Origin of the sequence: Nocardia pseudovaccinii (assembly GCF_050942345.1) — a bacterium.
Taxonomy (GTDB): domain Bacteria; phylum Actinomycetota; class Actinomycetes; order Mycobacteriales; family Mycobacteriaceae; genus Nocardia; species Nocardia pseudovaccinii.
This window is the reverse complement of record NZ_CP192074.1, coordinates 2,499,539-2,526,276: the sequence shown is the minus strand read 5'-3', so window position 1 is coordinate 2,526,276 and position 26,738 is coordinate 2,499,539. Positions and strand designations below refer to the sequence as shown.

Genomic DNA, 26,738 nt, shown 5'->3' with positions numbered 1-26,738 from the left:
ATCACGCATGATCGGGACAGGAGTGGGCACTCAGGTCAATACTTCTCAGGCGACCGGACCCCGCGCGGCCTCATACGCCGCACCGACGCGGTACAACCGATCATCGGCAAGCGCGGGAGCCATGATCTGCAGCCCCACCGGCATGCCGTCGTCCTTGCTCAACCCGGACGGCACCGACATCGCCGGATGCCCCGCCAGGTTCGTGGGCAGGGTGCACAGGTCGGAGAGGTACATCGCCAGCGGATCGTCGACCTTCTCACCCAGCTTCCACGGGGTGAACGGGCTGGTCGGCGAGACCAGGACGTCGACCTGCTCATAGGCCTTGTCGAAGTCGCGGGCGATCAGCGTGCGCACCTTGAGCGCCTGACCGTAGTAGGCGTCGTAGTATCCGGCCGACAGCGCGTAGGTGCCGATCATGATGCGACGCTTGACTTCCGGGCCGAATCCGGCGGCGCGGGTCGCGGCCATGACCTGCTCGGCGCTGTGGTTGCCGTCGTCGGCGACGCGCAGTCCGTAGCGCATGGCGTCGAAGCGTGCCAGATTCGAGGACACCTCGCTCGGCAGGATCAGGTAATAGGAGGCGAGCGCGTATTCGAAGTGCGGGCAAGACACTTCGACGATCTCGGCGCCCAAATCCTTCAGCACACCGACGGCCGCATCGAACGATGCGATGACGCCCGGCTGGTAGCTGTCGGAGTGCAGTTCCTTCACCACACCGACTTTCACGCCGCGCAGATCGCCCGTGGCGCCCTGGCGTGCCGCGGCGACCACCGGCGGCACCGGCACATTGCGGGAGGTGGAGTCGCGCGGGTCGTATCCGGCGACCACCTCGTGCAGCAGCGCGGTATCGAGCACGGTGCGACCACACGGACCACCCTGATCCAACGATGACGCACACGCGACCAGACCGAACCGGGAGACGGTGCCGTAGGTCGGCTTGGTGCCGACGGTCGCGGTCACCGCGGCAGGCTGCCGAATCGACCCACCGGTATCGGTGCCGATCGCCAGCGGCGCCTGATGCGAAGCCAGCGCGGCCGCCGAGCCACCGCCCGAACCACCTGGAATCCTGGTGGTATCCCACGGATTCCGGGTCGGACCGAAGGCCGAGTTCTCGGTGGAGGAGCCCATCGCGAACTCGTCCATGTTGGTCTTGCCGAGGATCGGGATGCCTGCGGCGCGCAACCGGCTGGTCAGCGTCGCGTCGTACGGTGCGACCCAGCCCTCGAGGATCTTCGAGGCACATGTGGTCGGCATATCCGTGGTCGTGAAAACGTCCTTGAGCGCCAACGGAACTCCGGCCAGCGGCGACGCGGGCGCATCGCCCGCGGCGAGTGCGGCGTCCACCGCTTCCGCCGCGCTGAGCGCCTCGTCGCCTGCCACGTGCAGGAAGGCGTGGTACTCGCCGTCGACGGCGGCGATCCGATCCAGATGCGCCTGGGTGACCTCCACCGAGGTCACCTCGCGGCCGTGGATCTTGGCCGCCAACTCGGCGGCAGCCAGCACTGTCAGGTCGGTCATTCGCCCTCTCCCAGGATCTGCGGAACCAGGAACCGCTGGTCCTCGACCGCGGGGGCGCCCGAGAGCGCCTCATCCGGGGTGAGGCACGGGATGACCTGATCCGGACGCGTCACATTCGTCGCCGGATTCGGCGACGCGGTCGCAGGCACATCGGCGGCGGCGACCTCGGAGATGGTCCGCACGTGACTCAGGATCGAATCCAACTGACCGGCGAACTGATCCAGTTCGGCTTCGGACAGGGCGAGCCTGGACAGCCGGGCGAGGTGTGCGACCTCGTCGCGGGAGATGGCGGGCACCGCGGACCCCTTTCGGCATGATTGAGCTTGGTGAACGGCCACCGAACAGCCTAGCGACTCCCCACTGCACAACTTTCACAGGAGCCGCGCATGCAACGACACACCCCACCGGCTAGCGTGACACGCCGCTTCCGCGCTAATTCGCGCTGTGGCATCCGTCACCGGCCGTACTTCGAGTCGATAACTCGGACTTGTGGGTGTAAGTATTGCGTGACCCGGGTATTCGTTTCAGAGCCTCGGCCGCCAAGGAAAGGAACGCGCGTGTCTTACCTGCTCCGCGTGCAACTTCCGGATCGACCGGGAAGCCTCGGTGCGCTTGCGCTCGCACTGGGCTCCGTCGGCGCCGACATCCTCTCCCTCGACGTGGTCGAGCGGGGTGCGGGATTCGCGGTCGACGATCTCGTGGTCGAGGTGCCGCAGGGTGCGCTACCCGACACATTGATCACCGCCGCCGAATCGATCGGCGACGTGCACGTGGACTCGATCCGCCCGTATTCCGGTGTGCTGGACACCCATCGCGAACTCGAGCTGATCGATCAGGTCGCCAGCGCCCGCGACGATCGGCTACAGGTGCTCGTCGACGGAGTGCCGCGAGTGCTGCGCGTCGGCTGGAGCACGATCATCGACATGGGTCCGCAGGGCGCCTACCGCGTAGTCGGCAGCCAGAGTGCGCCGCAGACGCAGGCGGGTTCGGCGCCGTGGATGCCGTTGGAGAAGCCCGCCGTCCTGGATCCCGAGGGCGACTGGGTGCCGCAGATCTGGCGCGATATGGACACGAAGCTGGCCGCCGCGCCGCTCGGAAATACCGGCAAGGTGCTGCTGCTGGGACGTCCTGGCGGGCCCGACTTCCGCCCGTCCGAAGTGGCGCGACTCGGTTATCTCGCGGGGATCGTCGCGACCGTCCTGGGCTGAGGATGCTCGAATACCGACCGCCGCGCCGGTCGGTGCTGTCGGATATTCAGGCTGGGAGATCCAGCCGTAGCACCGACAGCCACTCGCCCGCATCGGTCTTCCAATCCCGTTCCGGCGCAGGGACGAAACCGAATCGGTCATAGATCCGCCGCGCGTCGGCCATGGCGGGCATCGTGGTAAGCACCACGGCGGCAAAGGATTCGGCCTGTGCGGTCTCGATGACGGTGCGCACCAACGCCGTTCCCGCACCGAGCCCACGCGCCGACTTCGACACGGCGAGCATCCGGAACTCCAGCTCCCCCGGTCGGGCGATCTCGGCGTACGGCGTTCCCGGCCGAGCCACCGCCAGCGAACCGACCACCCGATCGTCGTGCACCGCGACCAGCACCTGCGCCGTGCCCGCGCGATGGGTGATATCGGCGAGTTCGGTGACATACGGGCTGCCGGGGCGCACATAGCCCTCCCCTACGTAGACCTCGACCGTCAGGTCACCGACTGCATCGTATTCGTCCGGGCGAGCGTCGCGAACGACGACCTGGGAGTCCTGCACATCCATACCGGCATCCTCCCACCGCCCAGGCAGCCACTCCCAAACAACCCGGTCGGTCGACCGGACTCGCCGCGGAGGCCGCCGAATCGATGCGGGACCGGCCCGGAGACACGGTCCCGATCGACAAGACTCGCCGCGCACGTCCGTCGACACGAGGCAGGCCCGCCCCAGAGACACCGTCCCGATCGACAAGACTCGCCGCGCACGTCCGTCGACACGAGGCAGGCCCGCCCCAGAGACACCGTCCCGATCGACAAGACTCGCCGCGCACGTCCGTCGACACGAGGCAGGCCCGCCCCAGAGACACCGTCCCGATCGACAAGACTCGCCGCGCACGTCCGTCGACACGAGGCAGGCCCGCCCCAGAGACACCGTCACAATCGACAAGACTCGCCGCGCAAAACCGCCGACTCTATGCAGGGCCGCCGCCGAAACACGGTCCGTCGTGGAAGTCGCTCGGTGGGATGCCATTGGCCGAGCGACGGCGGGCGGTCAGGAACCGAGCCCCGGACGCGCGCCCGGGTGCGAGATCTGCCAGCGTTCCGGTTTGCCGGACGGGTAGACGACCGGGATCAGATCCCCGATGGCAGGCCAGTTGTTCACGTCCCACACCAGGCGGCCGTAAACCACAGTGCCAGGCACCGATGGGCCGGTCAGGCTGCCGGTAATGGTCACATACTGCTCACCGGTCGCGTCGGGCCGCGGGCTCACCCCGGTGACATACAGCGTCCCCGTCTCCGGATTCGACAGCCTGACACCGTTGCGGCCACGCAGGTAGAGCATGACCATCGCCACCAGCGCGCCGACCATGATCACCAGCATCGCGAACTGCACCATGGCACCCATGCTATTGGTCCAGGCACGCGAACTGCCGCCCTGCCAAACGCGGCGGCGACCAAGTCCGGCGCGCACGCTCAACCGGGATCACGAACGGCACCGTGCCCACCCACGCTCCATCCGGGCCGCTACAGCGGCACCACAAGGCGCGACAACGACCGAGTCGGCGCGCACGCCCACCGGCACCACGAACCGCACCATGCCCCACCCGCACTCCGTCCGGGCCACTACAGCGGCGCCACTAGACGCGACAACAACCGAGTCCGGCGCAGGTGCTCACCGGGATGCAGGTGCTCACCGGGATCACGAACGGCACCGTGCCACCCGCACTCCGTCCGGGCCACTACTGCGGCACCACAAGGCGTGACAACAACCGAGTCGGCGCGCACGCCCACCGGCACCACGAACGGCACCGTGCCACCCCCGCTCCGTCCGGGCCACTACTGCGGCGCCACTAGACGAGTAAGTCCGAAGTCCCGGCGTTGCCTGGACATGGACGGAGGGCGCCGAAGACCATTGTGTGACGAACGACCTTGACGCCCTCCTGACCGCACTGTACGTGAAAATCGACGATGAATTGGCGGGTCCACGCTGGACGGGGCGGCCACCGGTGCTGACCGACTCGGAACTGGTGTGCCTGGCGGTGGCCCAGTCGCTGCTCGGATTCACCTCCGAATCGCACTGGCTGCGGTACGCCCGCAAGCATCTGACCGGGATGTTCCCGTACCTGCCGCAGCAGTCCGGGTACAACAAGCGGCTGCGCAACGCGTTGGGACTGGTCAAGCGGGTGATCCGAATGCTGGCTCGCGCCAGCGATTTCTGGCTCGACGACTGCTGGATCGTGGACTCGACTCCGGTGCCGTGTGGCATGTCCCGACCCACGGTGAAGCGGTCGGAGCTGGCCGGGTGGGCCGGCTACGGCTACTGCGCTTCCCACTCCCGCTTCTACTGGGGGCTGAAACTGTATCTGGTGTGTACCCCGGCCGGAATGCCGATCCTGTGGGCCCTAGCAGACCCGAAAATCGGTGAACGCGAGGTGCTTTCGGCCATGCTCGAAGTCGATTCAGCTGTAGCCGCTGAGCACGAGGGCATCCTGTTGATCTGCGATAAGGGCTTCGCGGGCCGTGAGTTCGAAACGCTGGTGGGCGAGTACGGGATCACCATGCTTCGCCCGTCCCGCAAGGACGAGAAAACCCGATACGGTGAGCCGTTACTGAAGAAGGTCCGCCAGTTGATCGAGTCGGTCAACGACACTCTCAAAGGCCAGCTCGACCTGGAAGACCACGGCGGACGTTCCTACCAGGGCGTGGCGATCCGCGTTGCCCAGCGCATCCTGGCGATGGCCACCGCGATCTGGCACAACACCCTGATCGGCGCACCAATCACCCGGTCGCTGATCGCTTACGATCACTGACCGGCCTTCGGACTTACTCGTCTAGACGCGACAACAACCGAGTCCGGCGCAACTGCTCGCTGGCATCCCGAGTTGCACCACGCCGCTCGCACTCGGTCCGGACACGAAAACTGACAGCGGTCGACGGCTCATGTGGCCTGAGGACACGGACTACAGCGAGGCGAGTTCGCTGGTGCCGTGATCGGTGCGGCGGATCTGCCAGACCGCGGTGCGGGTGCGCTGGGAGCGACCGTTCGCGCGATCGATCAGCGATCGATTGTTCGTGGTGAAGATCAATTGCGCGCCACGGGAATTGGTCTCCGGATTCTGGAAGAGCTGGATCAGCCGATCGGTTTCCTCGACCGGCAGGTGCGCGCCGATATCGTCGATCGCGAGCACCCGGCCGGAGTCCAGTGCGTCGAGCATGGTCGGCAGCAAGCGCAGCATCGAGAGGGTGGCGGAGGATTCGTCGGTGATGTCGAACGCGGACTCGATGCCTCCGTGCACCAGTCCGAGACCGACGCCGCGACGCTCGACCATCCGGGTGTAGAGGGCATCGCGCGCGGCCTTCAGATTGCTCAGCTCGCGTTCGAGCATGACCTCGGTGATGCCGTTCTCCCGCAGCAACTGGTCAGCATGCGCCGGCGAGGTCGCACACAACTCCACCTGTTTGCCGGTCCCCGCAATGTCGGCGTCGAGTTCGCGCAGATAGTCCGCGTACATCGGGTCCGGATCGGCGATCAGCAGATCGGTAATGCCGAGTTCGGCGGTGCGCAGCAGCATGAGCAGTCGCACCGCGTGGTCCGGTGCAGCGGACAGATGACTGCCGAGGCGATGCGCGACCGCCGTGGCATCCGTCGCGCCGTGCTGCACTTCGAGCATCGCGGAGAACCACCGATACGCGGGTACCAGCGCCTCGGCATACATCTGCCCGGCCAGACTGAGCAGCAACGCATTCGGCCGCACCAGCGGCAACAATGCGGCGATACCGTAGCGCGCGGCCTCGAACATCGGACCGATCTTGATCTGTTCGCCGTTGCGCTCGAACACGATTCGCTTGCGCGAGCGCGGATGCGTATAGAGCCATTCGGCCGTCACATCCGCGCTGTCCAGGCGGAACCCGTAGGTGTACGGCACGCCCTCCGCGACGAAGCTCGCCACGAATTCCGAAGGGCGATCCGGGAATCCGCGGTGCGGTGCGCGTACCGGTCCCGCGTAGGGATCCCAGCCGGTCACCGAATGCAACACCGCATCGCGCATCTGCCCCAGCGCGTCGATCAAGCTCGTCTTGCCCGCGGCACTCGCACCGTGCACCGCCGTCACCGGCACCGCGACCGGTCCGCTCCCCCGGCTCAAACGCAAGTCCTGCCGTTCGGCCAGCGATCTGTGATTCGTCACCTGAAAACTGCGCAGCATCCCGCCATCCTGTCGGTTCGCCTGGCGCACCGCGACACCGCACCCGCTTCACCGGCCTGGACAGACGTCGCTCAGGAGGCTTCCGCCGGACAAATGCGCACGTCACGCGTTATCATGCAGGCGCCGCGGCTACCCGTTGGCATCTGCCGGAAATGTACTGATGAGGGATTCAACGATGGACCTGACGATTAGTCGTCTAGTGGCCCGCAGCTCCGTCGCGGCCGCGCTCGCACTCGGCCCGCTGGTCGTGCTCGGACCGCCGCAAGCTGCCGCCGAGGCGCCCTGTCCGGACGGTACCGCCCGGATCTTCTTCCACGACGAGACCAACACCTGCCAGAGTGGCGGCACCTACAGCTTCGACGGCTCGCCCGCGCTCGTGAAGGTGTGCTCGGTGGGCAAGGTCCAGGTCATCGTCGACACCACCATCCAGAAGAGCCGGACCAAAACCAGGACCGCCCATCTCGATCTCGCCAACGGCAAATGCGGCCGCATCGAAGTCGGCGGCCAGCTCGACTCCACCATCAGCATCACCCCCTCCTAGCACCAACGACCGCCGAGAGTAGTCGAATGGTGGTTCCCTGCGGGGCTGACCCGCCGCCATTCGACGACTCTCGGCGGTCGGCATCGGGTGGATTCAGCTGCGGGGGGTGTTGAAGAGCAGTGCGCTGTCGCCGAATTCGTGCCAGAGGTATCCGGTGTCGAGGGCGGTGGCATACGCCTCGTGGACGGTGGCCTCGCCCGCGACCGCAACGAGCAGCTCCAGATGCGATGCGCCGGGTGCGTGCCAGCCGGTAATGATGCCGTCGACCACCTGGGCGGGGTGTCGCGGACCGAGGACCAGTTCGGTCCACCCCCGGGCCGGATGCACGATTCCGTTGTGGTCGACGGTGGTCTCCAACGCTCGCGTCACCGTGGTGCCGACCGCGATGACGCGCCCACCCGCCGCCGTGGTGTCGTTCACCAGACGTGCGGTCGCCGCCGGTACCGCGAACCGCTCCGGGCTCGGAGGTTCGCCCGCCTCGGGTGAGGAGACCCCGGTGTGCAGGGTGATCGGCGCGATCGCGACACCTGAGGTCACCAGATCGAGCACCAGGCTTTGCGTGAACGGACGTGCCGCACTCGGCATTTCCGCGCTGCCCGGAATCCGGCCGAAGACAGTCGTGTAGTACGAAGGCGACCAACGTTGTGGCACATACGAATAGGTGATCGGATAGCCGTGGGCCGCCAGCAGCCAGGTGGGATCGGCGCTCAGTTCGGCGATCCAGAGTCGGCGCGCACCCGGCAGCCAGGGTTCACGCAGGGTGGCGGTGGCACCCTCCGGAAGCTGAATCTCATTGCCCGGGTGGAGGTCACGCGAATAGGGCGAGCGCTCGCGGGTGCGCACCTCCACTACCCACAGTCCGTCACAACCGCCGAAGGTGTCCGGTGGCCCGCTCGCCCCGTCGACGGGCGCGTTGAGCCAGGTGGACAGATGCAGTGTGACCGGCATGCCGTCGAGAGTGCCGTCGACCGCTGCGGCCAGCGTCGCCGAATTGTTCACCACCACAAGATCACCTGCGTGCAAATGCCGTGGCAGTTCACGGAAGGTGTTGTGGGTGAGACGATCCGCCGCCACCAGCATCCGGACCTCGTCGCGAGCCAGTCCACGCGCCTCCGGCGGAGCGGCGGCATTGCGCTCGGGTGGCAGAACGTCGGGCCATTCATTCAACGCGGTGGTCATCTACCGACCCCCGCGGCGAAATCGGCGGCGGTATAACGGTCGTTCTTGGGTCGCTGCTCGATCAAGCGCAGCAGCGCGGGCACGACGGTCTCGGGCTCGGGACGATCGGAGATATCGTCGCCGGGAAATGCCGCCTGATGCATTTCGGTGCGCATATCGCCGGGATCGAAGGCGTAGATCGACAGCTCCGGATGTTCGGCGGCCAGGATGGCGGTGAGTTGATCCAGGGCGGCCTTCGAGGAGCCATAGCCGCCCCAGTCCGGATACGGTTCGACGCCCGCATCGGAGCTGATATTCACCACGACCCCATCCGGATCGAGCAGTGGCAGCGCGAACTGCAGAACCGCGAGCGGGGCAATGACATTGGTCCGGTACACCAGCTCGAGCTGATCGAGCGGGTAGTTCGCCAGTCGCGGCATCGGACTGGGCCCGAGCCTGCTCGCATTGTTCACGAGCAGGTCGAGATGTCCGAATTCGCCCGCGACCTCGGCCAGCTCGGCGCGATGTGCCGGATCGGTGATATCGCCCGGCACAGCGAAAAAGGCTTCGCCGAGTTCGGATCCGGCACGGGCGAGCCGGTCGGCGCGGCGGGCGGTGCCGATCACCCGCCAGCCGCGCCCGATGAGCGAGCGCGCAAGAGCCAGACCGAATCCCGCCGAAGCACCGGTGATCAGAGCGGTAGTGCGGTGAGTCATATCGAATCTCCTGATAGTTACCTACCAGTCGATCGTCATACCTGAAGTCAGGTTCAGGTCAAGGAGTATTCGCCGACGGCATATCTACTCCTCGGCTTCGGCATCCTCCGCGGCCGTCTCCGGCGTCACCGCTGCCGGACCCTGCTCTAGCAGCTTGCGGAATCCGTCCTCGTCGAGAATCGGCACACCGAGTTCCTCCGCCTTGGCGGCCTTGGAGCCCGGCGCATCACCGATCACCACGAATGCCGTCTTCTTCGAGACCGAACCCGCGGCCTTACCGCCGCGCACCAGGATCGCCTCCTTGGCGCCGTCGCGGGAAAACCCTTCCAGCGACCCGGTTACCACGATCGATAGCCCCTCGAGGGTGCGCTCGATGGACTCGTCGCGTTCATCGGCCATCCGCACGCCCGCGGCGCGCCACTTGTCGACGATCGCGCGATGCCAATCGACGGTGAACCATTCGGCGACCGCGGCGGCAATGGTCGGGCCGACACCGTCGGCGGCGGCAAGTTCCTCCACCGCGGCATCCTGGATCCGATCGAGACTGCCGAATTCCCTTGCCAGCACCCGTGCCGCCGTGGGCCCCACGTGCCGGATGGACAACCCGACCAGCACCCGCCACAGCGGCCGATTCTTGGCGGTCTGCAAGTTCTCCAGCAGTCGCTTGCCATTGGCGGACAGACCGCCGTCCTTGTTCGCGAACAGCGTGGTGGTGAGCAATCGCGCCTCGTCGAGGTCGAACAGATCGCCCTCGTCGGTGATCGCGCTCGACTTCAGCAGATCATTGGCGGCCTCATAGCCCAGCGATTCGATATCGAACGCACCGCGACCGGCCACATGGAACACCCGCTCGCGCAGCTGCGCCGGACAGAACTGCTGGTTGGGACAGCGGATATCGGCGTCGCCCTCCTTCTGCGGCGCCAGCTCGGTGCCGCATTCCGGACAGTGCGTCGGCATGACGAATTCGCGCTCGTCGCCGGTGCGCGCGTCGACCACCGGGCCGAGCACCTCCGGAATCACGTCACCGGCCTTGCGGATGGTGACGGTGTCGCCGATGAGCACGCCCTTGCGCTTGACCTCGGAGGCATTGTGCAGGGTGGCCATGGCTACCGTGGAGCCCGCGATGGAGACGGGTTCCATTACCGCGAACGGGGTGACCCGGCCGGTGCGCCCGACGTTCACCTCGATATTCAGCAGCTTCGTCGTGGCCTCTTCGGGCGGGTACTTGTAGGCGATCGCCCACCGCGGGGCGCGCGAGGTCGAGCCGAGCCTGCGCTGCAGCGCCATCTCGTCGACCTTGATCACCTGGCCGTCGATTTCGTGCTCGATATCGTGACGGTGCTCGCCCCAATAGTTGACGCGCTCGATCACCGCATCGATGCCCTGCACCAGTTTGGTGTGCTCGGAGACCGGCAGACCCCAGGCGGCGAGCGCGCGGTAGGCCTCGTGCTGTGAGGTCGGGGTGTAACCCTCGATGCGTCCGAAGCCGTGGCAGATCATCCGCAGCCGCCGCCGCGCGGTGACCGCCGGATCCTTCTGGCGCAGCGAACCCGCCGCGGTATTGCGCGGATTCGCATACGGCGGTTTGCCCTCTGCCACGATCGCCGCGTTGAGGGTCTCGAAATCCTCCAGCCGGAAGTAGACCTCGCCGCGCACCTCGAGCAGTTCCGGGATCGGGAACTCCGCGGTCGCGGTCAGTTCGCCCGGAATGTCCTCGATGGTGCGCGCGTTGAGCGTGACGTCCTCGCCGGTGCGTCCGTCGCCGCGGGTCGCGCCGCGCACCAGTCGCCCCTTCTCGTACACCAGGTTCAGCGCGACACCGTCGATCTTCACCTCACATAGATAGTGCAGGTTCGACCCGGTCTCGGCTTCGACCCGACCAGCCCAGGTGCGCAGCTCGTCGAAGTCGAAGACATTGTCCAGCGACAGCATTCGCTCGAGGTGGTCCACGGCGGTGAAATCCGTCGCGAATCCGCCGCCGACCAGCTGGGTCGGCGAATCGGGCGTGCGCAGATCCGGATGCGCGTCCTCGAGCGCCTGCAGTTGCCGCAGCAGCTTGTCGAACTCACCGTCGGAGATGATGGGCGCGTCCCGCACGTAATACCGGAACTGGTGCTCCCGAACCTCGTCCGCAAGCCGCTGCCACTCCACCCGCTGCTCTGCCGTAGCCGGCTCCGCCGCAATGTCGCTGTCACTCACCCAACGCACACTAGTCGAGCCCACCGACAAGTCACCGCCACATTCCCGCACGTCGCGGCGGACTATCCGGGCAGCGGATCCTGTCCGAGGTGACGTTGCCCGTCGATAGCGCCCGCCCGCACCGCCGCGAATCCATAGCCGATCATCTCCGTCTCGTACGCGCGCAAGGCGGCGATCAGATCGCCGCCCGCGCGCGCCTCGGTCAGGGCGATGGTCAACCGTGCCGCATCGCGCAGTGCCGTACACGCGCCGGAGCCCGCGGCCGGGCTCATCGCGTGGATCGCATCGCCGAGCAGAGTGACAGGGGTGGTCGGCCACGGGTCGATCGGCACGCTGGTGCGCAGTGGCAGCGCGAACAGTGAATCCGGTTGGCAGCGTGCGACGATCTCGCGGACCCGCGGATGCCAGTCCCGGGTCGCTGCGGTCATGATGGCGTGCAATTGCGCGCCGTTCATCGCACGCAGCACGTCCGCCGAATCCTCGAACCATTCCCTCCGCGCACCGAAAGAGCATGTCATGTAGTCCGATACCGGCAGCAGCGTAAGGCCTGCCGCCGCGCCAGCATGCTGCGGCGGCACGGGAAACTCGACCGGCGCGACGCCGAGGTAGGTGCGCTCCGGACCGGTGATCGCGCTGAAAACGCCGAACATATTGTCGTCGAACAGATCCCGTGTGCGGTCGGTGAGCGGCACCGCGCCGTACAGCTGGCGCACCCCGGTGTCGGCGGTCCGCGCATGCGGCAGGTACTGCTGTCGCACAGTGGAGTTCACGCCGTCTGCGGCGACCAGGACATCACCATCCGCGCGGCCGCCGTCCGCGAAATATGCGACGACTCGGCCGTCTCGCTGCCATGACGCTCCCTTTGCGCACAACGACGGAAGGGACGCACAGGTCGCACTCTGCGTGCGGTGTGAAGCGGAAGGCTGACCGGACTAACCCATACCGGCCCGTGGTCTTCGCGCGTCCGTACCTACGACGATAGCAATCGGCGGCGCCGGGCGTCAGGAGAAGTCCAGGGACTCCGGCTCTTCGGCGAAGGCGCGGGCTACCTCGGTGGAGAGGCGGAGGGCTCGGCGGGCCCATTCGAGTGGGGCACCGCCCAGGCCGCAGGCGGGGGCGACCAGGATCTGCGAGGCCAGGACGGTGCGACGCAGGCCGAGGCGGTCGATGAGTCGGACGCCGGGTTCGGCGATATCGCGCCAGGTCGGGGGTTTGCCGGGTGGCGTGGTCGGGACGAGGCCGAGAGCCAATTGCTTTCCCGCGTCGAGGGTTTCGCCGATATCGTCGAGTGCGCGGGTGCTGATGGTGGCCATATCGAAGCCGATGGCGGTGGCCGCGCTGCTGCGGAGGACGGATAGGGCGGGCGCGTCGGCGCAGGTGTGGACCAGGACCGGGGCGGCCTGCGCGGTGATGACCGCATCCAGCACCGCGAGCGCCTCCGGTTCGGGGACCGCGCGCACCGTGTTGAGCACGCTGACGCCGCGCAGGGAGCCGTTCAGCACATCGGTCAGTGATGGTTCATCCAGTTGCAGAACGACTTCCGCGCCGAGACGTTTGCGCACCTCGTCCACGTGCTGGGCGAGACCTTCGGCCAGAGATTCCGAAATATCGCGAACCGCACCGGAATCGGTGAGGACCCGGTGTCCGACGGGGAGTTCGAGTTGGGCCGCGAGCGTCAGCGGACCGGTGGCCTGCAGTTTGACCGTGCCTACCGAACCCGTTGTCGCCCAAGCCTCTTCGAGTGCGTCAAGATCCGACCTGAGCAGATCGCGCGCACGCCGCGAGACGGCACCGGGCCTGGCCGCCAGCCGATAACCCCGCGTGGTGGTGTCGAATCGCATATCGACCAGGAGTGCCGAGACGCGGCCGATCATGTCCGAACCCACACCGCGCCCGGGCAATTCGACCAGATGCGGCAGATCCGGCAACTCACCGATGATGGTCGCCGCGGCCTCCCGCGGATCGGTCCCCGGCCAGGAACCGACCGCGGTCGCGATCCCGCCCGGAATCCGCACAGGTTCCTTCGCCGGGATTTCGGCTGATTCCTTGGCGATTTCACTCACGACCGCGCCTCGCTGACGCTCGGCTCCGTGGTACGCGATTGCACGCTGTGTCGATGGCTCAGTCGCTGACGCTCGCTCACTGCCTTGTGCTCGCGCCCGCACTACTCACAGAATCCGACGCATCGCGCGCGGTGCCGGTGATGGTGCCGCTGCCGATCACCTTGTCGCCCAACGCATCCGGGCGATACAGCACGACGGCCTGGCCGCGGGCCACACCGGTCAGCGGCTCGCGCAGTCGCACGATCAGCCCGTCGCCGACCGCCTCGGCCACGGCCGCTGCGGTTCCACCGTGCGCGCGCACCTGCGCCACGCACTCGATCGGCCCCTCGGGCGCAGCGCCGGAGGTCCAGATGGCGCGCTCGGCCGTTACGGTCCACACCTGCAGATCCTCGGCCGAGCCGACGCGGACGGTGCCGGAGTCGGGATCGATCTCGGTGACATAGCGCGGCTTGCCATCGGCAGCCGGGCCCGGCAGTCCGAGCCCCTTGCGCTGACCGATCGTGAACCCGTGCACGCCTTCGTGATTCGCGAGCACCTGCCCGTCGGAGTCGACGACCGCACCCGGCCGGATGCCGATCTTCGCGCCGAGGAAGGCCCGGGTGTCACCGGACGGGATGAAGCAGATGTCATGGCTGTCGGGCTTATTCGCCACCGCGAGCCCGCGCTCGGCGGCCTCGGCGCGAATCTGCGGCTTGGGGGTGTCGCCGACCGGGAACATGGCCCGCGACAGCTGCTGCGCGGTCAGCACCGCGAGCACGTAGGACTGGTCCTTGTCGGCATCGACGGCACGGCGCAGTACACCGTCCTGGAGCCGGGCGTAATGGCCGGTGACCACGGCGTCGAAACCGAGGGCCACCGCGCGGTCGGCGAGGGCGGAGAACTTGATCTTCTCGTTGCAGCGCAGGCATGGGTTGGGCGTCTCACCCGCGGCGTAAGCGGCGACGAAATCGTCGATCACGTCTTCCTTGAAGCGGTCCGCGAAATCCCAGACATAGAAGGGAATTCCGAGCACGTCGGCGGCCCGCCTGGCGTCGCCCGCGTCCTCCTTCGAGCAGCAACCGCGCGAACCGGTGCGCAGGGTGCCCGGTGTCGCGGACAGCGCCAGATGTACGCCGACCACCTCGTGACCGGCGTCGACGGCACGCGCCGCCGCCACGGCCGAATCCACACCACCACTCATCGCGGCGAGTACCCGCATCAGACACCTCCCTTCGCACCGGCCAGACCCGCGGCCATGGCCCTTTCCACAATCTGAGGCAAGACATTCAGCACCGCGTCCACATCGGCACGCGTCGAGGTGTGCCCCAACGAAAAGCGCAGTGAACCGCGGGCCTGCCACGGCTGCACGCCCATGGCGATCAACACGTGACTCGGGGTGGCCACACCCGCATTGCAGGCCGACCCGGTGGAGCATTCGATCCCGGCCGCGTCCAGCAGCATCAGCAGCGAATCACCTTCGCAGCCGGGGAAAGTGAAGTGCACATTGCCCGGCAACCGACGCGCACCGTCCGGACCGCTCAGCACCGCATCCGGAACGGCGTCGCGGATGCCCTTGATCAACTCGTCCCGCAGCGCGGTCAATTCCTTTGTGCGCGTCGGCAACTCGGTCGCCGTGTAGTTCAGTGCGGTGGCGAGTCCGACGGCCGCGGCGGTATCGGAAGTCCCGGAGCGCAGATCGCGCTCGTGCCCGCCGCCATGCATAAGCGGCACACACGGCACCTGCCTGCCGAGCAGCAGCACGCCGACACCATGCGGTCCACCGACCTTGTGCCCGGCGAAACTCGCCGCCGAAAGCCCACTCGCCGCGAAATCGATCGGCAGCTGCGCGGCGGCCTGGATCGCGTCACTGTGCATGGGCACGCCGAATTCCTGTGCCACCGCGGCCAATTCGACGATCGGCGCGATGGTGCCGACCTCGTTATTGGCCCACATGATGGACACCAGTGCGACCTCGTCGACATGTTCGGCCAGCGCGGCCCGCAGCACCCGCGGCGACACCACACCGTCGGAGTCGACCGGCAGCCAGGTCACCTGCGCGCCCTCGTGCTGCTCCAGCCACTCGACGGCATCGATGACGGCGTGATGTTCGGTCGAACCCGCGATAATCCTGGTCCGGCGCGGTTCGGCATCATGGCGGGCCCAGTAGATGCCCTTGATCGCCAGATTGTCGCTCTCGGTCCCGCCGGAGGTGAAGATCACCTCCGATGGCCGGGCGCCCAGATCGGCGGCGATCGACTCGCGTGCCTCCTCCAGCATCCGCCGGGCCGCACGTCCCGAACCGTGCAGTGACGAGGCATTGCCCGCCATCCCGAGGGCAGCCGTCATCGCCTCGATCGCGGCAGGCACCATCGGAGTGGTCGCCGCATGATCGAGGTAGACCGTCTGGGGCGCCCCATGGACCGGACCCGCAAAAGCCGACTTCATGACCTACAAACCCTATCCCACCGTTGACCTGCATATCTTCGGGGTATCCCGCCGCTGTCTACGATTTGTCTACGATTCACCCACCACATGCAAGCCGAGCCGGGCGCGACGGTATTCCCTCAACCCCGGCACCAACGCCTCTCCCAGCATCAACGCCTGCGCCTGCTGTCCGTCTACCAGGGCGGTCGTGAGCCGAAGTGGTCCGGCAGCGGTGGGAGTCATAGCTGCAGCATTTGTTGGTTTCGGCGAGCGGCGCCGCTAAGCCAAGTCGTCCCAAGACCAAGGATCGGCGGCGTCCTCGTCAGGTTCCCGGCCGAACCGATAACGGCCCGGATCAGCCATTACCTGAAGGGAGTAATGGAACCATCCAGCTGCGGCTGATCTTTGCTCGAGTTTGCTGGTCTGGACTATCGCGCCAGCTGTGTGTAGGGCGGCAACAAGGCGGGCGACACCGCTGGCAGTTTCGAGGGGGGCCTCGGCATCGGCGCGGCGGGCGAGTTCGCTGACCTGTTCGGTTGCACCGGCGGCGCGGAGTGCATCCACTAACCGGGCGACACGGAAGACGTCGTCGAGGGGGACGCCACTGGCGGCGCGGCGGGCGAGTTCGTCGACCGGTTTGGTTGCGCCAGCCGCATGCAACGCATCCACCAGCTGAGCAATCCGGGATAGGTCATTGGAAGCGACCACAGTCGCGAGGCGCACATAACACGCACCAAGTTGCTCGACCATGCCGGCTCTGTGTAGAGCCTCCACGAGCTGGGTGACATCGGCGGCGTTTTCGAGATCGGTCTCCGCGACTGCGCGGCGGGCAAGTTCGTCGAACTGCGCGGTCACACCGTGCGTATGCAAAACACCCATTAGTTGGGTGATCCGGGATAGGTTATTGAGGGTCGCCTCAGTGGCGACGCGGTGGGCAAATTCATCGGTCTGCGTGGTTGCACCGATCTCTCGAAGTGCACCCATCAGCGTGGCTACGTTCGCCGGGTCTTCCGTGATCGCATTCCGAACAACCCAGCCTGTGGGTTGTTCATCCAGAGTGCCTACGCGATGGAGCGTACGAAGCAGCCAAGCTGCCCCGGACATCTCACCGTAGCGTGATCCGTTCTTCCACAGCTGTGCAGCGTCACGATAGAGACCACGTCTATAGGCGGCCGCGCCCAGGGACCACAGGTCATCGGGGTGTGCGTGGAGGGCGGCAGCTTCCCAAAATGGGATGGGGGAACCTGCTCGGCGCGGAGAATGCCACCGTGCTGGTCTAGATAGTCGGCCAGTCGATACACCGCCGGCCCGGCATCGACACCGGCCTGGGTTTGGAACGGCTGGTGCGAATCCTGCAGAACACGCAGTCCTTCTTCGAGATCGACGTTTTCCAGCCCTGGCTGAGGACCCTGCCCCGAATCTGGGGTCCGCTGGACGAACCGGTCGCTGCGACTGCTGTCGGACCATCTGCGATCCAGCATCATTGTCCTCGGCGACCGGGTCACCCCATCCCCGTCCGGTCGCGGTCATATACTCCGCCGTTTGATCCGCCGCACCCTGACCACGCTGTGGCGCGACGATCCGACCCGCACCCTGTCCGACCTGCCGATCGAGCTTGTGGAACACACCCTCGGGCACATCCGGCAATCTGTTCACTCCCACGAGGTGCGCACCATCCTGCTCGATGAGGAACGCAAATTCGATCTGCTGCTCCAGCGCGGACGAAAAGTCTTGTCCCACAGCCGTTTCACCGGCCCATTGACCGACGACGACTACCACTACCTGCACGACACCCACGGCCTGCCCCGCGATCTCGTGATGTACCCGAACACCGAAGCCGGTGTCAGTTGACATGTCAGGACTGTGTCAGGCCATGGCCGATCCGATCAGCGCCGTAAGCGGCATCAGCGTGCACGAGAAGCGTTAGGGCCCACCCGCTGTCGAAGCCGCAGGTCATCGACCTGCGGCTTCGTTGTTGTGCGGCATTGCGCTATTCGAGCTGATCGCCGTTGGATTCACGCGAAGGTGCCACGCTCGCAGCCCTCAGTCGAGACAGAACTCGTTGCCCTCAACGTGAATCGCATGTTTCCTCGGTTGCGCGAGAAGGCGGGAGTTCCGCAGGTGCGGGTGCAGGATCTGAGGCATTCGTGCGCGACGCTGTTGTTCACGATGGGCGTGGAGGCAGCAACGGTGCAGAAGATCTTGCGGCATAGCTCGATCACGGTGATGACGGATATCTACATGGAAGTGATCGAGGCCGTAAAGCGTGACGTACCGGATTCGTAGCCCACCTGCCAACGCCCCCGAACACGGCCACGCGCGACAGCAGACCAATTACAGCTGGTAACCAGCCTCGATAGCCAGCTGTCTACCCGAAAACAACAGGTCGACTGTGTTCCCGTGTTCCGTGCGTCCCGCCAAGGGCTCGAACCTGGGAAAACCGGACATTGGAAACCATCACACCCCGCTATGACCCACAACCGGCAGTCGACCATGCCTTGTGGTGGATGCCCCGGCCGGAGGCCCCGGAGACGCCCGCGTTGTCAGTTCACCAATTCGTCGAGCGTAGGACCACGGTCCGGAATTCGATGCCACCACCACGGAGCCGAGGACAGTTCGCCATCCGTGAACCGTTCCATCAGGCCGTCGTCATCAGCGGCAGTTATCGAACGGTACTGCCGATCGTACTTTTCGGTGGTGGCAACTACCTTGCCGCGCAACGGTTCCGGAAGCCGGTCGATGCACCCCGCCAGGAAGTCGCGCATCGACATCGCCGCCACGAGATCGTATCCACCCCAAATGCTGCGATCATCAGCACTTTTGAAGCGATCACGGTCGATCTTGTCGACGTGCAATGCCCAACTGATGACCAGGTCGCGGGCGCTGAAGGATCGATGCGGATTCACCTCGTGACGGCAGGACTCCAGCTCGATCGTTTCCCCCTCTGTGAAGATGGATCGTATCGATGCTTCGAGCTCGCCTGCCATAGATCACCTGCTGGGGTAGTAGGTCGTGGATTTCCACGGGACATCGCGGCGTCGGGCGTCTGGTTCACGGTTATCGACCTCAATATGCGCCGTTCGCCGACGTCGTCGGGCGAGCGTGCCTTGTCGGCGAATCCGTGACGGCGATACAGCCGGATCGCGGCCCGATTGTCGGCCTCGACCGAGGTTCCCGATGCTCGAGGTGCTCGTGCCAGGTCACATCGGGCGGGGTCGGGCGACGCCCGTCAATTGTTCGGCAACCAAGGCGACATGTGCCACAAAGGCATCACGATCGTCGCCGAGATTGCCCTCGGTCCATTCGATGAAGAGCGAAATGATCGCACCCGACAGCGCGGAGTAGCGCATCCGGACCTGCGGATCACCCGGGTCACCCGAGACGATCCCGCCCAGGAGAAGCGGGCCGAATGCCGGGGCGAGGGCCCGAACGTGCACCCGCAGGCGCTGATCGGCAATCGGCTCGATCAGCAGGATCCGGCAGATTCGCGGATCGCGTTCCATCAACTGGGCGGCGGCATCGATGATCCCGGCCAGGTTGCCAGTAAGGAGTGCGGGTTGCACTACCTCTTCCAATCGGGACAGCGCGGCACCATATACGGCGTAGAGCAGGGCGTCTGTGTCGACGAAGCTCTCGTAGAAGAACTTCTGGCTCAATTCGGCCTCGCGGCACACCGCCCGCATGCCCAGGGCGGCCACTCCCTGGGTTCCGACCACCGTCATTCCGGCGTCGATCAGGCGAGAACGGCGGCCGGCGGTGCGATCCTCCGCAGATCTGCCGCCATAGCTCCTTGACACAAAACCACGATAACAGTGAGGATTACATTCGGAAGCAGTTGGTTCCCGATTTCAGGAGAGTCGATGTTCAACGAGGCCAAGTTTCAGGAAGCGCTGGCCCAGCCGCGGTTGGCCCAACCCATCCCGCGCATCCTGACCAACCGCGCCGAGCCGGTGCGGGTCCTCGACGAGTCCGAATTGTCCGCCATGACTTCGGCGTGGTTCGACGAATACGAGGAGAAGATCGCCTTCTACCGCGAGCACGGCCTCGACATCGCCTGGACGCTCGACTGGGCCAAGAAGTACTGGTGGAGCTGGCAGGCCCGGGACATGAGTCACAACCACGAGCTCTACGCCGAGAATCTGCGCTACAAGGATGTCACCACCCTGGGCGCCACGATGGTGGGTCTCGACGAATTCGTGAAGTACAACTTCGCCTTCTTCGACGCCATCCCCGACTGGCGATACGATCCGATCCCTGGCCAGTCCTACGTCGATATCGCACCCGACGGCACCGTGCGAATGGTGGTCAGATACTTCGGTTCCGGTCACCTCGTCGGCCCACTGAAACTGCATCCCTACGACGACAAGGCGATCTCGATACCTGGTAACGGCGCGTTCGTGCAGTGCACCGCCGTCGATCGCTACACCTTCAACACCGACAATGTAATGGCTGAGGGAGAGACCCTCTACGACCTCATCGACGCGGTCCAGCTCGCCGGACTGCTGCCAGGGCCGTCGAGCAAGTCCTTCCGCCGGCTGATGCGAGGCGCGGCCATGGCAACACGTGCGTCGTCGGCGTTGCGCCTGCTCGCCGGCCGTCGAGCGGGTTGACGTGTGCACCCCGGCGGCCGAGACCATCCGGCAATCGGCATGAGCGCGCACTCGAGTTCGCTAGAGCCAGCTTGGTGGGGCGGCTGGCGAGGCTGCGATTAGCGGATCTCGACCACCACTTTGCCGAGGGCGCGGCCCGCGCCGACATGGGCCAGCGCGGCCGCGGTCTCGTCGAGCGTGAAACTGCGGTCGGTGTGGATAGCGATTCGGCCCGCGACACACAACTCCGCTAGGGGTGTGAAGTGCGCGGGCCCTTCCTTCACCGCGAGGACCCCGAGCCCGCGGCCGGTCACCATCCCGGCGACCACGCCGACCGTCGTCATCCGCAGCAACGCGCGTGTGGTGCCGCCGACGCAGCGGTAGCGGCCGCCGCGTGCGACCGACCTGCGATACGCGAAGATCGATCGGTGGGCGACGAGATCGAGTACCCGGTCGTACGGCCCGGTTCGGGTGAAGTCCTCGGCGCGATAGTCGATGACCTCGTCGGCGCCGAGCGTGCGCATGAACGCGAGTTTGGCGGCGTTGTCCACCCCGGTCACGTGCGCGCCTGCGCTTTTGGCCAACTGGATCGCAAACGCTCCCGAGCCCCCGCCCGCGCCGTTGATCAACACCGACATACCGGCGGTGATACCGGCCGTGCCCTGCAGTGCGATCGCCCCGGCTTGCGGCAGGGTCGACGCCTCGGCGAAGCTCAGCGACGCCGGTTTGCGGGCCAGCGCTGATTCGGGAGCCACGGCATATTCCGCGAACCCGCCCTTCAGCGTGAGATTGTCGCCGTAGACCTCCTCACCCGGCGCGAACAAAGTGACCTCGCAGCCAACGGCCTCGACCCGTCCAGCGATGTCGGATCCCAGAACGGGGCGTCCGGGTGCCCGGAGCCCGCCGATGCGCGAATACAGCGGTGTCCCCCGCAGGGTCTCCCAATCGGAGAGGTTGACCGACGTCGCGTGCACCTGGACGAGCACTTGTTTCGGCCCCGGGGAAGGTACCGGGACTTCCGCGAGCGACAGCACCTCAGGGCCGCCGTAGCGGTCGTACACGATGGCCCTCATGCGATGCCGACACTGAGGATCGAGCGACAGTCTGACACACGCCAGACTCTAGTTGGCTGCCCGCCCCGCGACCGACGAACTGTGCGTTGGCATCCCACGACTCGCCGAACCCACTCCCGCACACCAGCAACGTCCTGTATTGCCGTTGCGACACGAAACCGCACGATGCGAGTGAACTCGCAGATAGGAGGGCCGAATTCGGTTTCGGTTGTCAGGGGCAGGCCGGACGGGTGAATCGCGTGAACCTTCGTCGATGTCCGTAAAGAGGGCCCTGCCGATGGGATGATCCCGCCCTCACCGAATACTGGAAAACCCGGCGGCGCAAAGGAATACGCCTCCACCTTCATCGCAACGACTTACGACCTCGCGAGCCAGGCCAGGACGAGCCGACGATGGACGGACTGGCGCGAACTCCTTTCGGCGGATCTGCCTGCACGCTGGAACAACGCACAGATCAAGCTCATTACCGGATTAGCAAGCGATCCGACCGTGCGGGACGGGTTGCTGTCCGCGGTAATCGACGCGGATGAGCTTGTCTCCCGCGGTCGCTGGGTGAACACGGCCAAACTTGTCGCCGACGAGTTCCCGGACCTGGTCGCCACGCGACTGGCAGAAGTTTCCAGTCAAGGCGGCGACGACCACAACCGGCCCAACCGGCGATCGGTGGGTGCCAGGGCGACATTGTCGAGTCGTATTGCGCGACGGCTCGCGAAACCGGTGCGGCAGTAGCTGATCGCGAAGCTGGCCGAGTGGGAACCCATCGACCCGCGCGTGATCTGGACGGCTCGAGTGATTCTGGCCGGCGCCGATGTGGATCTGCATGCGGATCTACTGGCCGAGTTCATCGAGAACTATTGGGCCGAGCGAGTAAACGGAGCGCAGGTGGTCGGGAGCACGCTCGATGCCTGGCTCGCCGGCAGCACGCCCGCAGCGTTCCTTGCCGAACACGCTCCGATGTTCCGGGCTATGGTTGCCAGCAAGGGCGAGGACCGCCGGAACCGAACTCGGGCAATGCTCGAGGGTCGAATCGCGCGATTCGCTGAGCTGCGTGTGGAGCAGGGCGAGAATCGCGATGTCGGGCGGGAACTGGTGAGCTTGTCGGCGCGGCTGATCAACCTACAATGGACCGACGCCGAACGAGTCCGCCGTGTCATCAATGGTCTGTCGGCCGTGGTGCTGAAGATTCCGGCATTGCTCGCAGCCGATCGTGTGGGTTCGAAGGAAGCCATCACCTCGGTCTTCAATCTGTGGGCGGATGCGATCGGCATGCTCGCGCAACGTACGCTCCCGTCCAGCGAGGTGGATTCGGTCGTCCGCGACGCGTTGATCGGCTGGGACTGCGCGGATGTGGGCAAGAACATCGTCGATGTGGTCAACAAGGTCATCCTGGGCAGAATGATCCAATCACCAGAATTCGGCTCCTGGGTCAAGGATGAACTGTGGCCGGTGTCGGGGCCCGGGATGAACGAGGCTATCGGCCTGTCGTTCACCGTCTACGAGCGAACCCGTCCCACAAGTATGTCCCTGGAGCTGGCTCAGCGTGACGACTGTCCGCCCGCGGTAGCGGCGATCATCCATCACCGATGGCGCGACTGACCCGCGGGCGGCGCGTCAAAGCCCTTCGGAGAAAGTCGTTTTCGGCATCGAACCCCAGATCGTCGCGCATCAGCGCCCGCAGAGTCCGATAGTTCTCCTGGCAGATACGCCAATTCCGGTCGAGCTCTTCCCCAGTCGCCTCGCCTGCCACCAGTAGCTCGGTGTATTCCAACCGCGGAACGAGCGCTTCGCGGATCAGTCCGCGAGTCTTCTCTGGCGAAACCAGCACCGCCAACCCCAACGCCCTAGTCGCGGCATCGGCTGCGTGCCTCAGCTTTTCGAGATCATCGTCCGCCGAGACCGCGCCTGCGGCCAAAGCCTTCCACACGGGATGCACTGTGGTGTCCCAATATTCGATCGCGCCCAGCAGCAGCGCATACGCCTCCTGCCGCGCCTGATACCGCCGATCCCCCTCATACCGACTGCGATCCCGTCGCCACCGCCGATCCTCCCGCCACGAACCGATGATCTGCGCCCCCAGCACTCCCGCAAACCCCAACCCGGCCACGGCCACTGGAACCCAAGCCGCCACATCACCCGCCATACCTGCCACAGTACGAGCCTAGACGAGTAAGTCCGAAGCCTGGTCAGTGGTCGTAGGCGATCAGTGAGCGGGTGACCGGTGCGGCGATCGTGTGGTTGTGCCAGATCGCGGCGGCCATCGCCAGCACGCGTTGGGCGACGCGGATCGCGACGCCCTGGCAGGAGCGTCCGCCGTGGTCTTCCAGGTCGAGTTGCCCTTTGAGGGTGTCGTTGACCGACTCGATCAACTGCCGCACCTTCTTCAGCAGCGGTTCACCGTAACGGGCCTTCTCATCCTTGCGGGATGGCCGCAGCATGGTGATCCCGTACTCGCCCAGCAGTGTCTCGAAATCACGGCCCGCGAAACCCTTGTCGCAGATCAACAGAATCCCGTCGTGCTCACCCGCCACGACCGCGTCGACCTCGAGCATCGCCGAAAGCACCTCGCGTTCACCGATTTTCGGGTCTGCTAAGGCCCACATGATCGGCATCCCCGCCGGGGTACACACCAGATACAGTTTCAAACCCCAGTAGAACCGTGAATGCGACGCGCAGTAGCCGTAACCGGCCCACCCGGCCAGCTCCGAGCGCGCCACTGTGGGTCGGGACATCCCGCACGGTATCGGGGTCGAGTCCACGATCCAGCAGTCATCGAGCCAGAAATCACTCGACCGCGCCAGCATCCGAACGACCCGCTTGACCAAGCCCAGAGCCGCCCGAAGCCGCTTGTTGTAGCCGGACTGCTGCGGCAGATACGGAAACATGCCGGTCAAATGCTTGCGGGCATACCGCAGCCAGTGCGCCTCGGAGGTAAACCCCAGCAGCGACTGCGCCACCGCCAGGCACACCAGTTCCGAATCGGTCAACACCGGAGGCCGCCCAGTCCACCGCGGTCCGGTCAACTCATCATCGATCTTCACGTACAGTGCGGTCAGGAGGGCGTCCAGATCGTTCGTCACACAATGATCTTCGACGCCCTCCGCCATGTCCGGGCATCACGGGGCCTTCGGACTTACTCGTCTAGGGGCCCACCTCCTTACCAATCCGGTCGAAGCTTGTCTCATCGCAGAATCGGGAAGCCCGAGAACTCCCTACATTGGAAGACTAGGACACCGACGCACTGGACAGACGCGGCGCGACTGGGCCGCCTGAACGCTACTGCGCCCCGGCGTACCGCCTGCCCGGCGCAATGTCCGTCGCGTCGGACAGCCGGGTGCTGGCAGTGTGCCCTCGTCTCATTCGATGGTCCGGCCAGAGAGCGCCATACAACTCCTGCGCCGGATCAGGCACTATCGCAGCGTGAAGACCCGAATGCGGCGAGCAGGGGTCGCGGGCTCGTCTTGGTCGCGGAGGTGGTGGGTATCGGGGACGACGACGATCTCGACGGAGGGGTCCGTCTCCGCGCGCCGGGCCAGTGCGGCGACGGTCTTCTTCTCGCTGGTCTGCACGAGATATGTTCCGCCCCAGAGGTATCCGAACTCTCTGCCCGCGCACGCAACGGCCAGCCGAGCCTCCCTAGCGTCGCTCCGACGGGGGCCTGCTGACAATTGATGTAGCCCACGGCGACAAGAGGAGTCTGCGCGATGGGTTTGCGTTGGGGCAGCATCGCGGACAGCTTCTGTCGGATCGAGGCTCCCGCCGACGAGGCAGGTTTGCCTGTAGGTCAGTGCGCGTGTGGTCGAGCGGGTCGCGGCTCGACGGGCAGCCCGCGATGTATACCGAGAGCCCGAACCATCATTCGAGCACGGTCACGTTCCGGGAGATCGCGTCGTTCGTCCCGTTCACCGATGCGCCTGCGGACAGCGGTGTGCGGGTCGGGACCACCAGTACGACCTCCGGCGCGGATCTGCTCGTCAGCGGACCGGCCGAGATCCGAAAGTTCGGACTGAACCGGGCCGACCCGCACGCCACGACGCTGACACCGATGCTATCGAGCACGATTCCGGCACCGACTGGGCCCGCACCGCTGGGTGGCCGTTAGGGCAACGACCACAGCTTGGTCGTCACTACATAGAAGATGACGACCCAGGCCAGCATGACGGCGACGACAATGGCGACGCCATGGCGGTTCGTCTCGGCGGCCGGTGTGTCCGGAGGCGGTCTCAGCCACCGTCGCAGCAACCGGTTCACGTAGTACGGCATCGTGAAGAAACTCATGACGAAACTGGACAACAAGTTGCCGATCAGCAACCCCAGCCAGAGCGGCATCCTCAGGGGTGACAGCGCGAGGGTGAGCAACACGACGGTCGGATAGAGGCCCACCCATACGGCGATGGCGGTCTTGGTATCCGACGGAGCCGCAGTCTCGTTGCCGTTCTCGTCGAAGGCGAACCAGCTGCCGAACGAGTTATCGATGGTGCGCAGCTCGAAGTCGCTGAACTTCTCGCCCTCGGCGAGGAGCTCTTGCCGCCGCTTCGAAGTGAGCCAAGTGGCCAGGTTCGCCGCGGTATCGAAGCGGTAGAGCGCCGTCCACTCGTCCTGCACACCCTCGATCGGACGGAACAGCTCGGTGCCGCGGAAGCCTTCGAATTTCGCCTCCTCCCGGCTCAGATCTGCTTGCCACGCAAGGAAATCCGCGACGCTGTCGGGCATCACGCGATGGGTCACCACGACCGTCACGAGGGGATCCACCGGTCGCGTGCCGCCGCTGATGACCTGCTGGGTGGCGGGGCCGTCGAAGTACCGCTGCCCGCTGTCCAGGAATTCCTGACGGGTGGCGCTATTTATCCAATCCTGTAGACGACCGACGGAGTCGAAGCGGTAGACCACGACCCATTCGGGCTGCACCGCGGTGGGAGCGGCGATCTCGGCTCCGAGGAATCCCGGATAACCCGATGCCACGGCGTTCAGATCCTCTTGCCAGGACCTGAAGGCCTCTTCGGAACCCGGGCGCACCTTCTGTCCGATGATGACCGTCGCCGCGTTATCGGTGAGCTTCCCGGCTCCCATCCCAGTC

29 protein-coding genes and 1 pseudogene are annotated in these 26,738 nt (G+C 65.8%); 10 read left to right on the top strand and 20 right to left on the bottom strand.

From position 1 onward, the window contains the following. Positions 1-45: 45 nt before the first annotated feature. Together gatA and gatC are read right to left on the bottom strand one after the other, a co-directional pair. A complete protein-coding gene (gene gatA / locus ACQPZ2_RS11460) occupies positions 46-1,518 on the bottom strand; it encodes an Asp-tRNA(Asn)/Glu-tRNA(Gln) amidotransferase subunit GatA (RefSeq protein WP_433525516.1) in 1,473 nt (490 codons plus the stop codon). Further along, positions 1,515-1,814: an Asp-tRNA(Asn)/Glu-tRNA(Gln) amidotransferase subunit GatC gene (gene gatC / locus ACQPZ2_RS11455; protein ID WP_040693716.1), complete on the bottom strand. Its 300-nt coding sequence runs from the start codon at positions 1,812-1,814 to the stop codon at positions 1,515-1,517. The genes gatA and gatC overlap by 4 nt, the downstream gene beginning before the upstream one ends. A gap of 261 nt (positions 1,815-2,075) precedes the next feature. Between gatC and ACQPZ2_RS11450 the strand changes: the two genes are divergently transcribed. Beyond that, positions 2,076-2,726, top strand: a complete 651-nt coding sequence (locus ACQPZ2_RS11450) for an amino acid-binding protein (protein WP_063042991.1) — start codon at positions 2,076-2,078, stop codon at positions 2,724-2,726. A 46-nt stretch (positions 2,727-2,772) separates the two neighbouring features. Here the strand turns inward: ACQPZ2_RS11450 and ACQPZ2_RS11445 are convergent, their stop codons facing one another. Both ACQPZ2_RS11445 and ACQPZ2_RS11440 read right to left on the bottom strand, forming a co-directional pair. Then, positions 2,773-3,282, bottom strand: coding sequence for a GNAT family N-acetyltransferase (locus ACQPZ2_RS11445; RefSeq protein ID WP_433525515.1), 510 nt, complete (start codon positions 3,280-3,282; stop codon positions 2,773-2,775). 486 nt (positions 3,283-3,768) lie between these two features. Further along, positions 3,769-4,113, bottom strand: coding sequence for a hypothetical protein (locus tag ACQPZ2_RS11440; protein ID WP_433525514.1), 345 nt, complete (start codon positions 4,111-4,113; stop codon positions 3,769-3,771). Positions 4,114-4,633: 520 nt separating this feature from the next. Here ACQPZ2_RS11440 and ACQPZ2_RS11435 point away from each other — a divergent pair. Then, on the top strand, positions 4,634-5,527 hold the full coding sequence (locus tag ACQPZ2_RS11435) for an IS982 family transposase (RefSeq protein ID WP_433523944.1): 894 nt from the start codon (positions 4,634-4,636) through the stop codon (positions 5,525-5,527). Between the two features lie 150 nt (positions 5,528-5,677). Here ACQPZ2_RS11435 and ACQPZ2_RS11430 read toward each other — a convergent pair whose 3' ends face one another. Further along, positions 5,678-6,922: an AAA family ATPase gene (locus ACQPZ2_RS11430; protein ID WP_433525513.1), complete on the bottom strand. Its 1,245-nt coding sequence runs from the start codon at positions 6,920-6,922 to the stop codon at positions 5,678-5,680. A 175-nt stretch (positions 6,923-7,097) separates the two neighbouring features. Between ACQPZ2_RS11430 and ACQPZ2_RS11425 the strand changes: the two genes are divergently transcribed. Further along, a complete protein-coding gene (locus ACQPZ2_RS11425; protein ID WP_433525512.1) occupies positions 7,098-7,463 on the top strand; it encodes a hypothetical protein in 366 nt (121 codons plus the stop codon). Positions 7,464-7,556: 93 nt separating this feature from the next. Here the strand turns inward: ACQPZ2_RS11425 and ACQPZ2_RS11420 are convergent, their stop codons facing one another. The 9 genes from ACQPZ2_RS11420 to ACQPZ2_RS11380 form a co-directional block, all read right to left on the bottom strand. Further along, on the bottom strand, positions 7,557-8,642 hold the full coding sequence (locus ACQPZ2_RS11420; RefSeq protein ID WP_433525511.1) for an S-adenosylmethionine:tRNA ribosyltransferase-isomerase: 1,086 nt from the start codon (positions 8,640-8,642) through the stop codon (positions 7,557-7,559). Next, entirely contained in the window at positions 8,639-9,337 is a 699-nt protein-coding gene (locus ACQPZ2_RS11415) for an SDR family NAD(P)-dependent oxidoreductase (RefSeq protein WP_433525510.1), read from the bottom strand. The genes ACQPZ2_RS11420 and ACQPZ2_RS11415 overlap by 4 nt, the downstream gene beginning before the upstream one ends. A gap of 84 nt (positions 9,338-9,421) precedes the next feature. Next, the gene (gene ligA, locus ACQPZ2_RS11410; protein ID WP_433525509.1) at positions 9,422-11,536 is read right to left on the bottom strand and encodes an NAD-dependent DNA ligase LigA; all 2,115 of its coding nucleotides are present in this window, start codon (positions 11,534-11,536) and stop codon (positions 9,422-9,424) included. Between the two features lie 62 nt (positions 11,537-11,598). After that, positions 11,599-12,408 carry an FAD-dependent oxidoreductase gene (locus ACQPZ2_RS11405; RefSeq protein ID WP_433525508.1) on the bottom strand — a complete coding sequence of 270 codons (810 nt, stop codon included), beginning with the start codon at positions 12,406-12,408 and terminating at the stop codon, positions 11,599-11,601. A gap of 129 nt (positions 12,409-12,537) precedes the next feature. Further along, entirely contained in the window at positions 12,538-13,590 is a 1,053-nt protein-coding gene (locus ACQPZ2_RS11400) for a methionine synthase (RefSeq protein WP_433527393.1), read from the bottom strand. Positions 13,591-13,675: 85 nt separating this feature from the next. Then, positions 13,676-14,797 carry a tRNA 2-thiouridine(34) synthase MnmA gene (mnmA, locus tag ACQPZ2_RS11395; protein WP_433525507.1) on the bottom strand — a complete coding sequence of 374 codons (1,122 nt, stop codon included), beginning with the start codon at positions 14,795-14,797 and terminating at the stop codon, positions 13,676-13,678. Next, positions 14,797-16,023 carry a cysteine desulfurase family protein gene (locus ACQPZ2_RS11390; RefSeq protein ID WP_433525506.1) on the bottom strand — a complete coding sequence of 409 codons (1,227 nt, stop codon included), beginning with the start codon at positions 16,021-16,023 and terminating at the stop codon, positions 14,797-14,799. The genes mnmA and ACQPZ2_RS11390 overlap by 1 nt, the downstream gene beginning before the upstream one ends. A 69-nt stretch (positions 16,024-16,092) precedes the next feature. Then, positions 16,093-16,245: a hypothetical protein gene (locus tag ACQPZ2_RS11385; protein ID WP_433525505.1), complete on the bottom strand. Its 153-nt coding sequence runs from the start codon at positions 16,243-16,245 to the stop codon at positions 16,093-16,095. Positions 16,246-16,281: 36 nt separating this feature from the next. Next, positions 16,282-17,106 (bottom strand): hypothetical protein, encoded by an 825-nt coding sequence (locus ACQPZ2_RS11380; RefSeq protein ID WP_433525504.1) that lies wholly within the window; start codon positions 17,104-17,106, stop codon positions 16,282-16,284. Between the two features lie 342 nt (positions 17,107-17,448). Here ACQPZ2_RS11380 and ACQPZ2_RS11375 point away from each other — a divergent pair, with 342 nt between their 5' ends. The 3 genes from ACQPZ2_RS11375 (at position 17,449) to ACQPZ2_RS11365 (ending at position 19,127) form a co-directional block, all read left to right on the top strand. Then, complete coding sequence (locus tag ACQPZ2_RS11375; RefSeq protein WP_433527392.1) at positions 17,449-17,853, top strand: alanine--tRNA ligase-related protein; 405 nt, start codon at positions 17,449-17,451, stop codon at positions 17,851-17,853. A gap of 12 nt (positions 17,854-17,865) precedes the next feature. Next, a complete protein-coding gene (locus tag ACQPZ2_RS11370) occupies positions 17,866-18,288 on the top strand; it encodes a tyrosine-type recombinase/integrase (protein WP_433525503.1) in 423 nt (140 codons plus the stop codon). A 161-nt stretch (positions 18,289-18,449) separates the two neighbouring features. Further along, on the top strand, positions 18,450-19,127 hold the full coding sequence (locus ACQPZ2_RS11365) for a hypothetical protein (protein WP_433525502.1): 678 nt from the start codon (positions 18,450-18,452) through the stop codon (positions 19,125-19,127). 75 nt (positions 19,128-19,202) lie between these two features. Here ACQPZ2_RS11365 and ACQPZ2_RS11360 read toward each other — a convergent pair whose 3' ends face one another. Beyond that, complete coding sequence (locus tag ACQPZ2_RS11360; RefSeq protein ID WP_433525501.1) at positions 19,203-19,799, bottom strand: TetR/AcrR family transcriptional regulator; 597 nt, start codon at positions 19,797-19,799, stop codon at positions 19,203-19,205. Between the two features lie 63 nt (positions 19,800-19,862). On the opposite strand from ACQPZ2_RS11360, the gene ACQPZ2_RS11355 reads away from it, so the two are divergent. After that, complete coding sequence (locus tag ACQPZ2_RS11355; RefSeq protein WP_433525500.1) at positions 19,863-20,612, top strand: nuclear transport factor 2 family protein; 750 nt, start codon at positions 19,863-19,865, stop codon at positions 20,610-20,612. 98 nt (positions 20,613-20,710) lie between these two features. On the opposite strand, the gene ACQPZ2_RS11350 is transcribed toward ACQPZ2_RS11355, so the two are convergent. Beyond that, complete coding sequence (locus ACQPZ2_RS11350) at positions 20,711-21,664, bottom strand: NAD(P)-dependent alcohol dehydrogenase (RefSeq protein WP_433525499.1); 954 nt, start codon at positions 21,662-21,664, stop codon at positions 20,711-20,713. A gap of 282 nt (positions 21,665-21,946) precedes the next feature. On the opposite strand from ACQPZ2_RS11350, the gene ACQPZ2_RS11345 reads away from it, so the two are divergent. Together ACQPZ2_RS11345 and ACQPZ2_RS11340 are read left to right on the top strand one after the other, a co-directional pair. After that, positions 21,947-22,393, top strand: coding sequence for a hypothetical protein (locus tag ACQPZ2_RS11345; protein ID WP_433525498.1), 447 nt, complete (start codon positions 21,947-21,949; stop codon positions 22,391-22,393). 60 nt (positions 22,394-22,453) lie between these two features. Next, positions 22,454-23,260: a hypothetical protein gene (locus tag ACQPZ2_RS11340; protein ID WP_433525497.1), complete on the top strand. Its 807-nt coding sequence runs from the start codon at positions 22,454-22,456 to the stop codon at positions 23,258-23,260. Here ACQPZ2_RS11340 and ACQPZ2_RS11335 read toward each other — a convergent pair. From ACQPZ2_RS11335 to ACQPZ2_RS11325, 3 genes are all read right to left on the bottom strand, one after another. Further along, the gene (locus tag ACQPZ2_RS11335; protein ID WP_433525496.1) at positions 23,235-23,804 is read right to left on the bottom strand and encodes a hypothetical protein; all 570 of its coding nucleotides are present in this window, start codon (positions 23,802-23,804) and stop codon (positions 23,235-23,237) included. The two genes, ACQPZ2_RS11340 and ACQPZ2_RS11335, sit on opposite strands and share 26 nt — an antisense overlap. A 43-nt stretch (positions 23,805-23,847) precedes the next feature. Beyond that, positions 23,848-24,741, bottom strand: coding sequence for an IS982 family transposase (locus ACQPZ2_RS11330; RefSeq protein WP_433523587.1), 894 nt, complete (start codon positions 24,739-24,741; stop codon positions 23,848-23,850). A 330-nt stretch (positions 24,742-25,071) separates the two neighbouring features. Further along, on the bottom strand, positions 25,072-25,230 hold the full coding sequence (locus tag ACQPZ2_RS11325; protein WP_433525495.1) for a hypothetical protein: 159 nt from the start codon (positions 25,228-25,230) through the stop codon (positions 25,072-25,074). A gap of 215 nt (positions 25,231-25,445) precedes the next feature. On the opposite strand from ACQPZ2_RS11325, the pseudogene ACQPZ2_RS11320 reads away from it, so the two are divergent. Beyond that, a pseudogene (locus tag ACQPZ2_RS11320) lies at positions 25,446-25,763 on the top strand (hypothetical protein); the annotation flags it as partial. On the opposite strand, the gene ACQPZ2_RS11315 reads toward ACQPZ2_RS11320, so the two are convergent. After that, positions 25,760-26,731, bottom strand: a complete 972-nt coding sequence (locus ACQPZ2_RS11315; protein ID WP_433525494.1) for an antibiotic biosynthesis monooxygenase — start codon at positions 26,729-26,731, stop codon at positions 25,760-25,762. The pseudogene ACQPZ2_RS11320 and the gene ACQPZ2_RS11315 sit on opposite strands and share 4 nt — an antisense overlap. Between the last annotated feature and the right edge of the window lie 7 nt (positions 26,732-26,738).

Excerpts from the sequence above, each read along its gene's own strand:
- gatA (WP_433525516.1), bottom strand. The coding sequence starts at position 1,518 with ATGACCGACCTGACAGTGCTGGCTGCCGCCGAGTTGGCGGCCAAGATC.
- ACQPZ2_RS11445 (WP_433525515.1), bottom strand. The coding sequence starts at position 3,282 with ATGGATGTGCAGGACTCCCAGGTCGTCGTTCGCGACGCTCGCCCGGAC.
- ACQPZ2_RS11440 (WP_433525514.1), bottom strand. The coding sequence starts at position 4,113 with ATGGTGCAGTTCGCGATGCTGGTGATCATGGTCGGCGCGCTGGTGGCG.
- ACQPZ2_RS11430 (WP_433525513.1), bottom strand. The coding sequence starts at position 6,922 with ATGCTGCGCAGTTTTCAGGTGACGAATCACAGATCGCTGGCCGAACGG.
- ACQPZ2_RS11425 (WP_433525512.1), top strand. The coding sequence starts at position 7,098 with ATGGACCTGACGATTAGTCGTCTAGTGGCCCGCAGCTCCGTCGCGGCC.
- ACQPZ2_RS11420 (WP_433525511.1), bottom strand. The coding sequence starts at position 8,642 with ATGACCACCGCGTTGAATGAATGGCCCGACGTTCTGCCACCCGAGCGC.
- ACQPZ2_RS11415 (WP_433525510.1), bottom strand. The coding sequence starts at position 9,337 with ATGACTCACCGCACTACCGCTCTGATCACCGGTGCTTCGGCGGGATTC.
- mnmA (WP_433525507.1), bottom strand. The coding sequence starts at position 14,797 with ATGCGGGTACTCGCCGCGATGAGTGGTGGTGTGGATTCGGCCGTGGCG.
- ACQPZ2_RS11390 (WP_433525506.1), bottom strand. The coding sequence starts at position 16,023 with ATGAAGTCGGCTTTTGCGGGTCCGGTCCATGGGGCGCCCCAGACGGTC.
- ACQPZ2_RS11385 (WP_433525505.1), bottom strand. The coding sequence starts at position 16,245 with ATGACTCCCACCGCTGCCGGACCACTTCGGCTCACGACCGCCCTGGTA.
- ACQPZ2_RS11380 (WP_433525504.1), bottom strand. The coding sequence starts at position 17,106 with ATGTCCGGGGCAGCTTGGCTGCTTCGTACGCTCCATCGCGTAGGCACT.
- ACQPZ2_RS11355 (WP_433525500.1), top strand. The coding sequence starts at position 19,863 with ATGTTCAACGAGGCCAAGTTTCAGGAAGCGCTGGCCCAGCCGCGGTTG.
- ACQPZ2_RS11350 (WP_433525499.1), bottom strand. The coding sequence starts at position 21,664 with ATGAGGGCCATCGTGTACGACCGCTACGGCGGCCCTGAGGTGCTGTCG.
- ACQPZ2_RS11345 (WP_433525498.1), top strand. The coding sequence starts at position 21,947 with ATGATCCCGCCCTCACCGAATACTGGAAAACCCGGCGGCGCAAAGGAA.
- ACQPZ2_RS11335 (WP_433525496.1), bottom strand. The coding sequence starts at position 23,804 with ATGGCGGGTGATGTGGCGGCTTGGGTTCCAGTGGCCGTGGCCGGGTTG.
- ACQPZ2_RS11315 (WP_433525494.1), bottom strand. The coding sequence starts at position 26,731 with ATGGGAGCCGGGAAGCTCACCGATAACGCGGCGACGGTCATCATCGGA.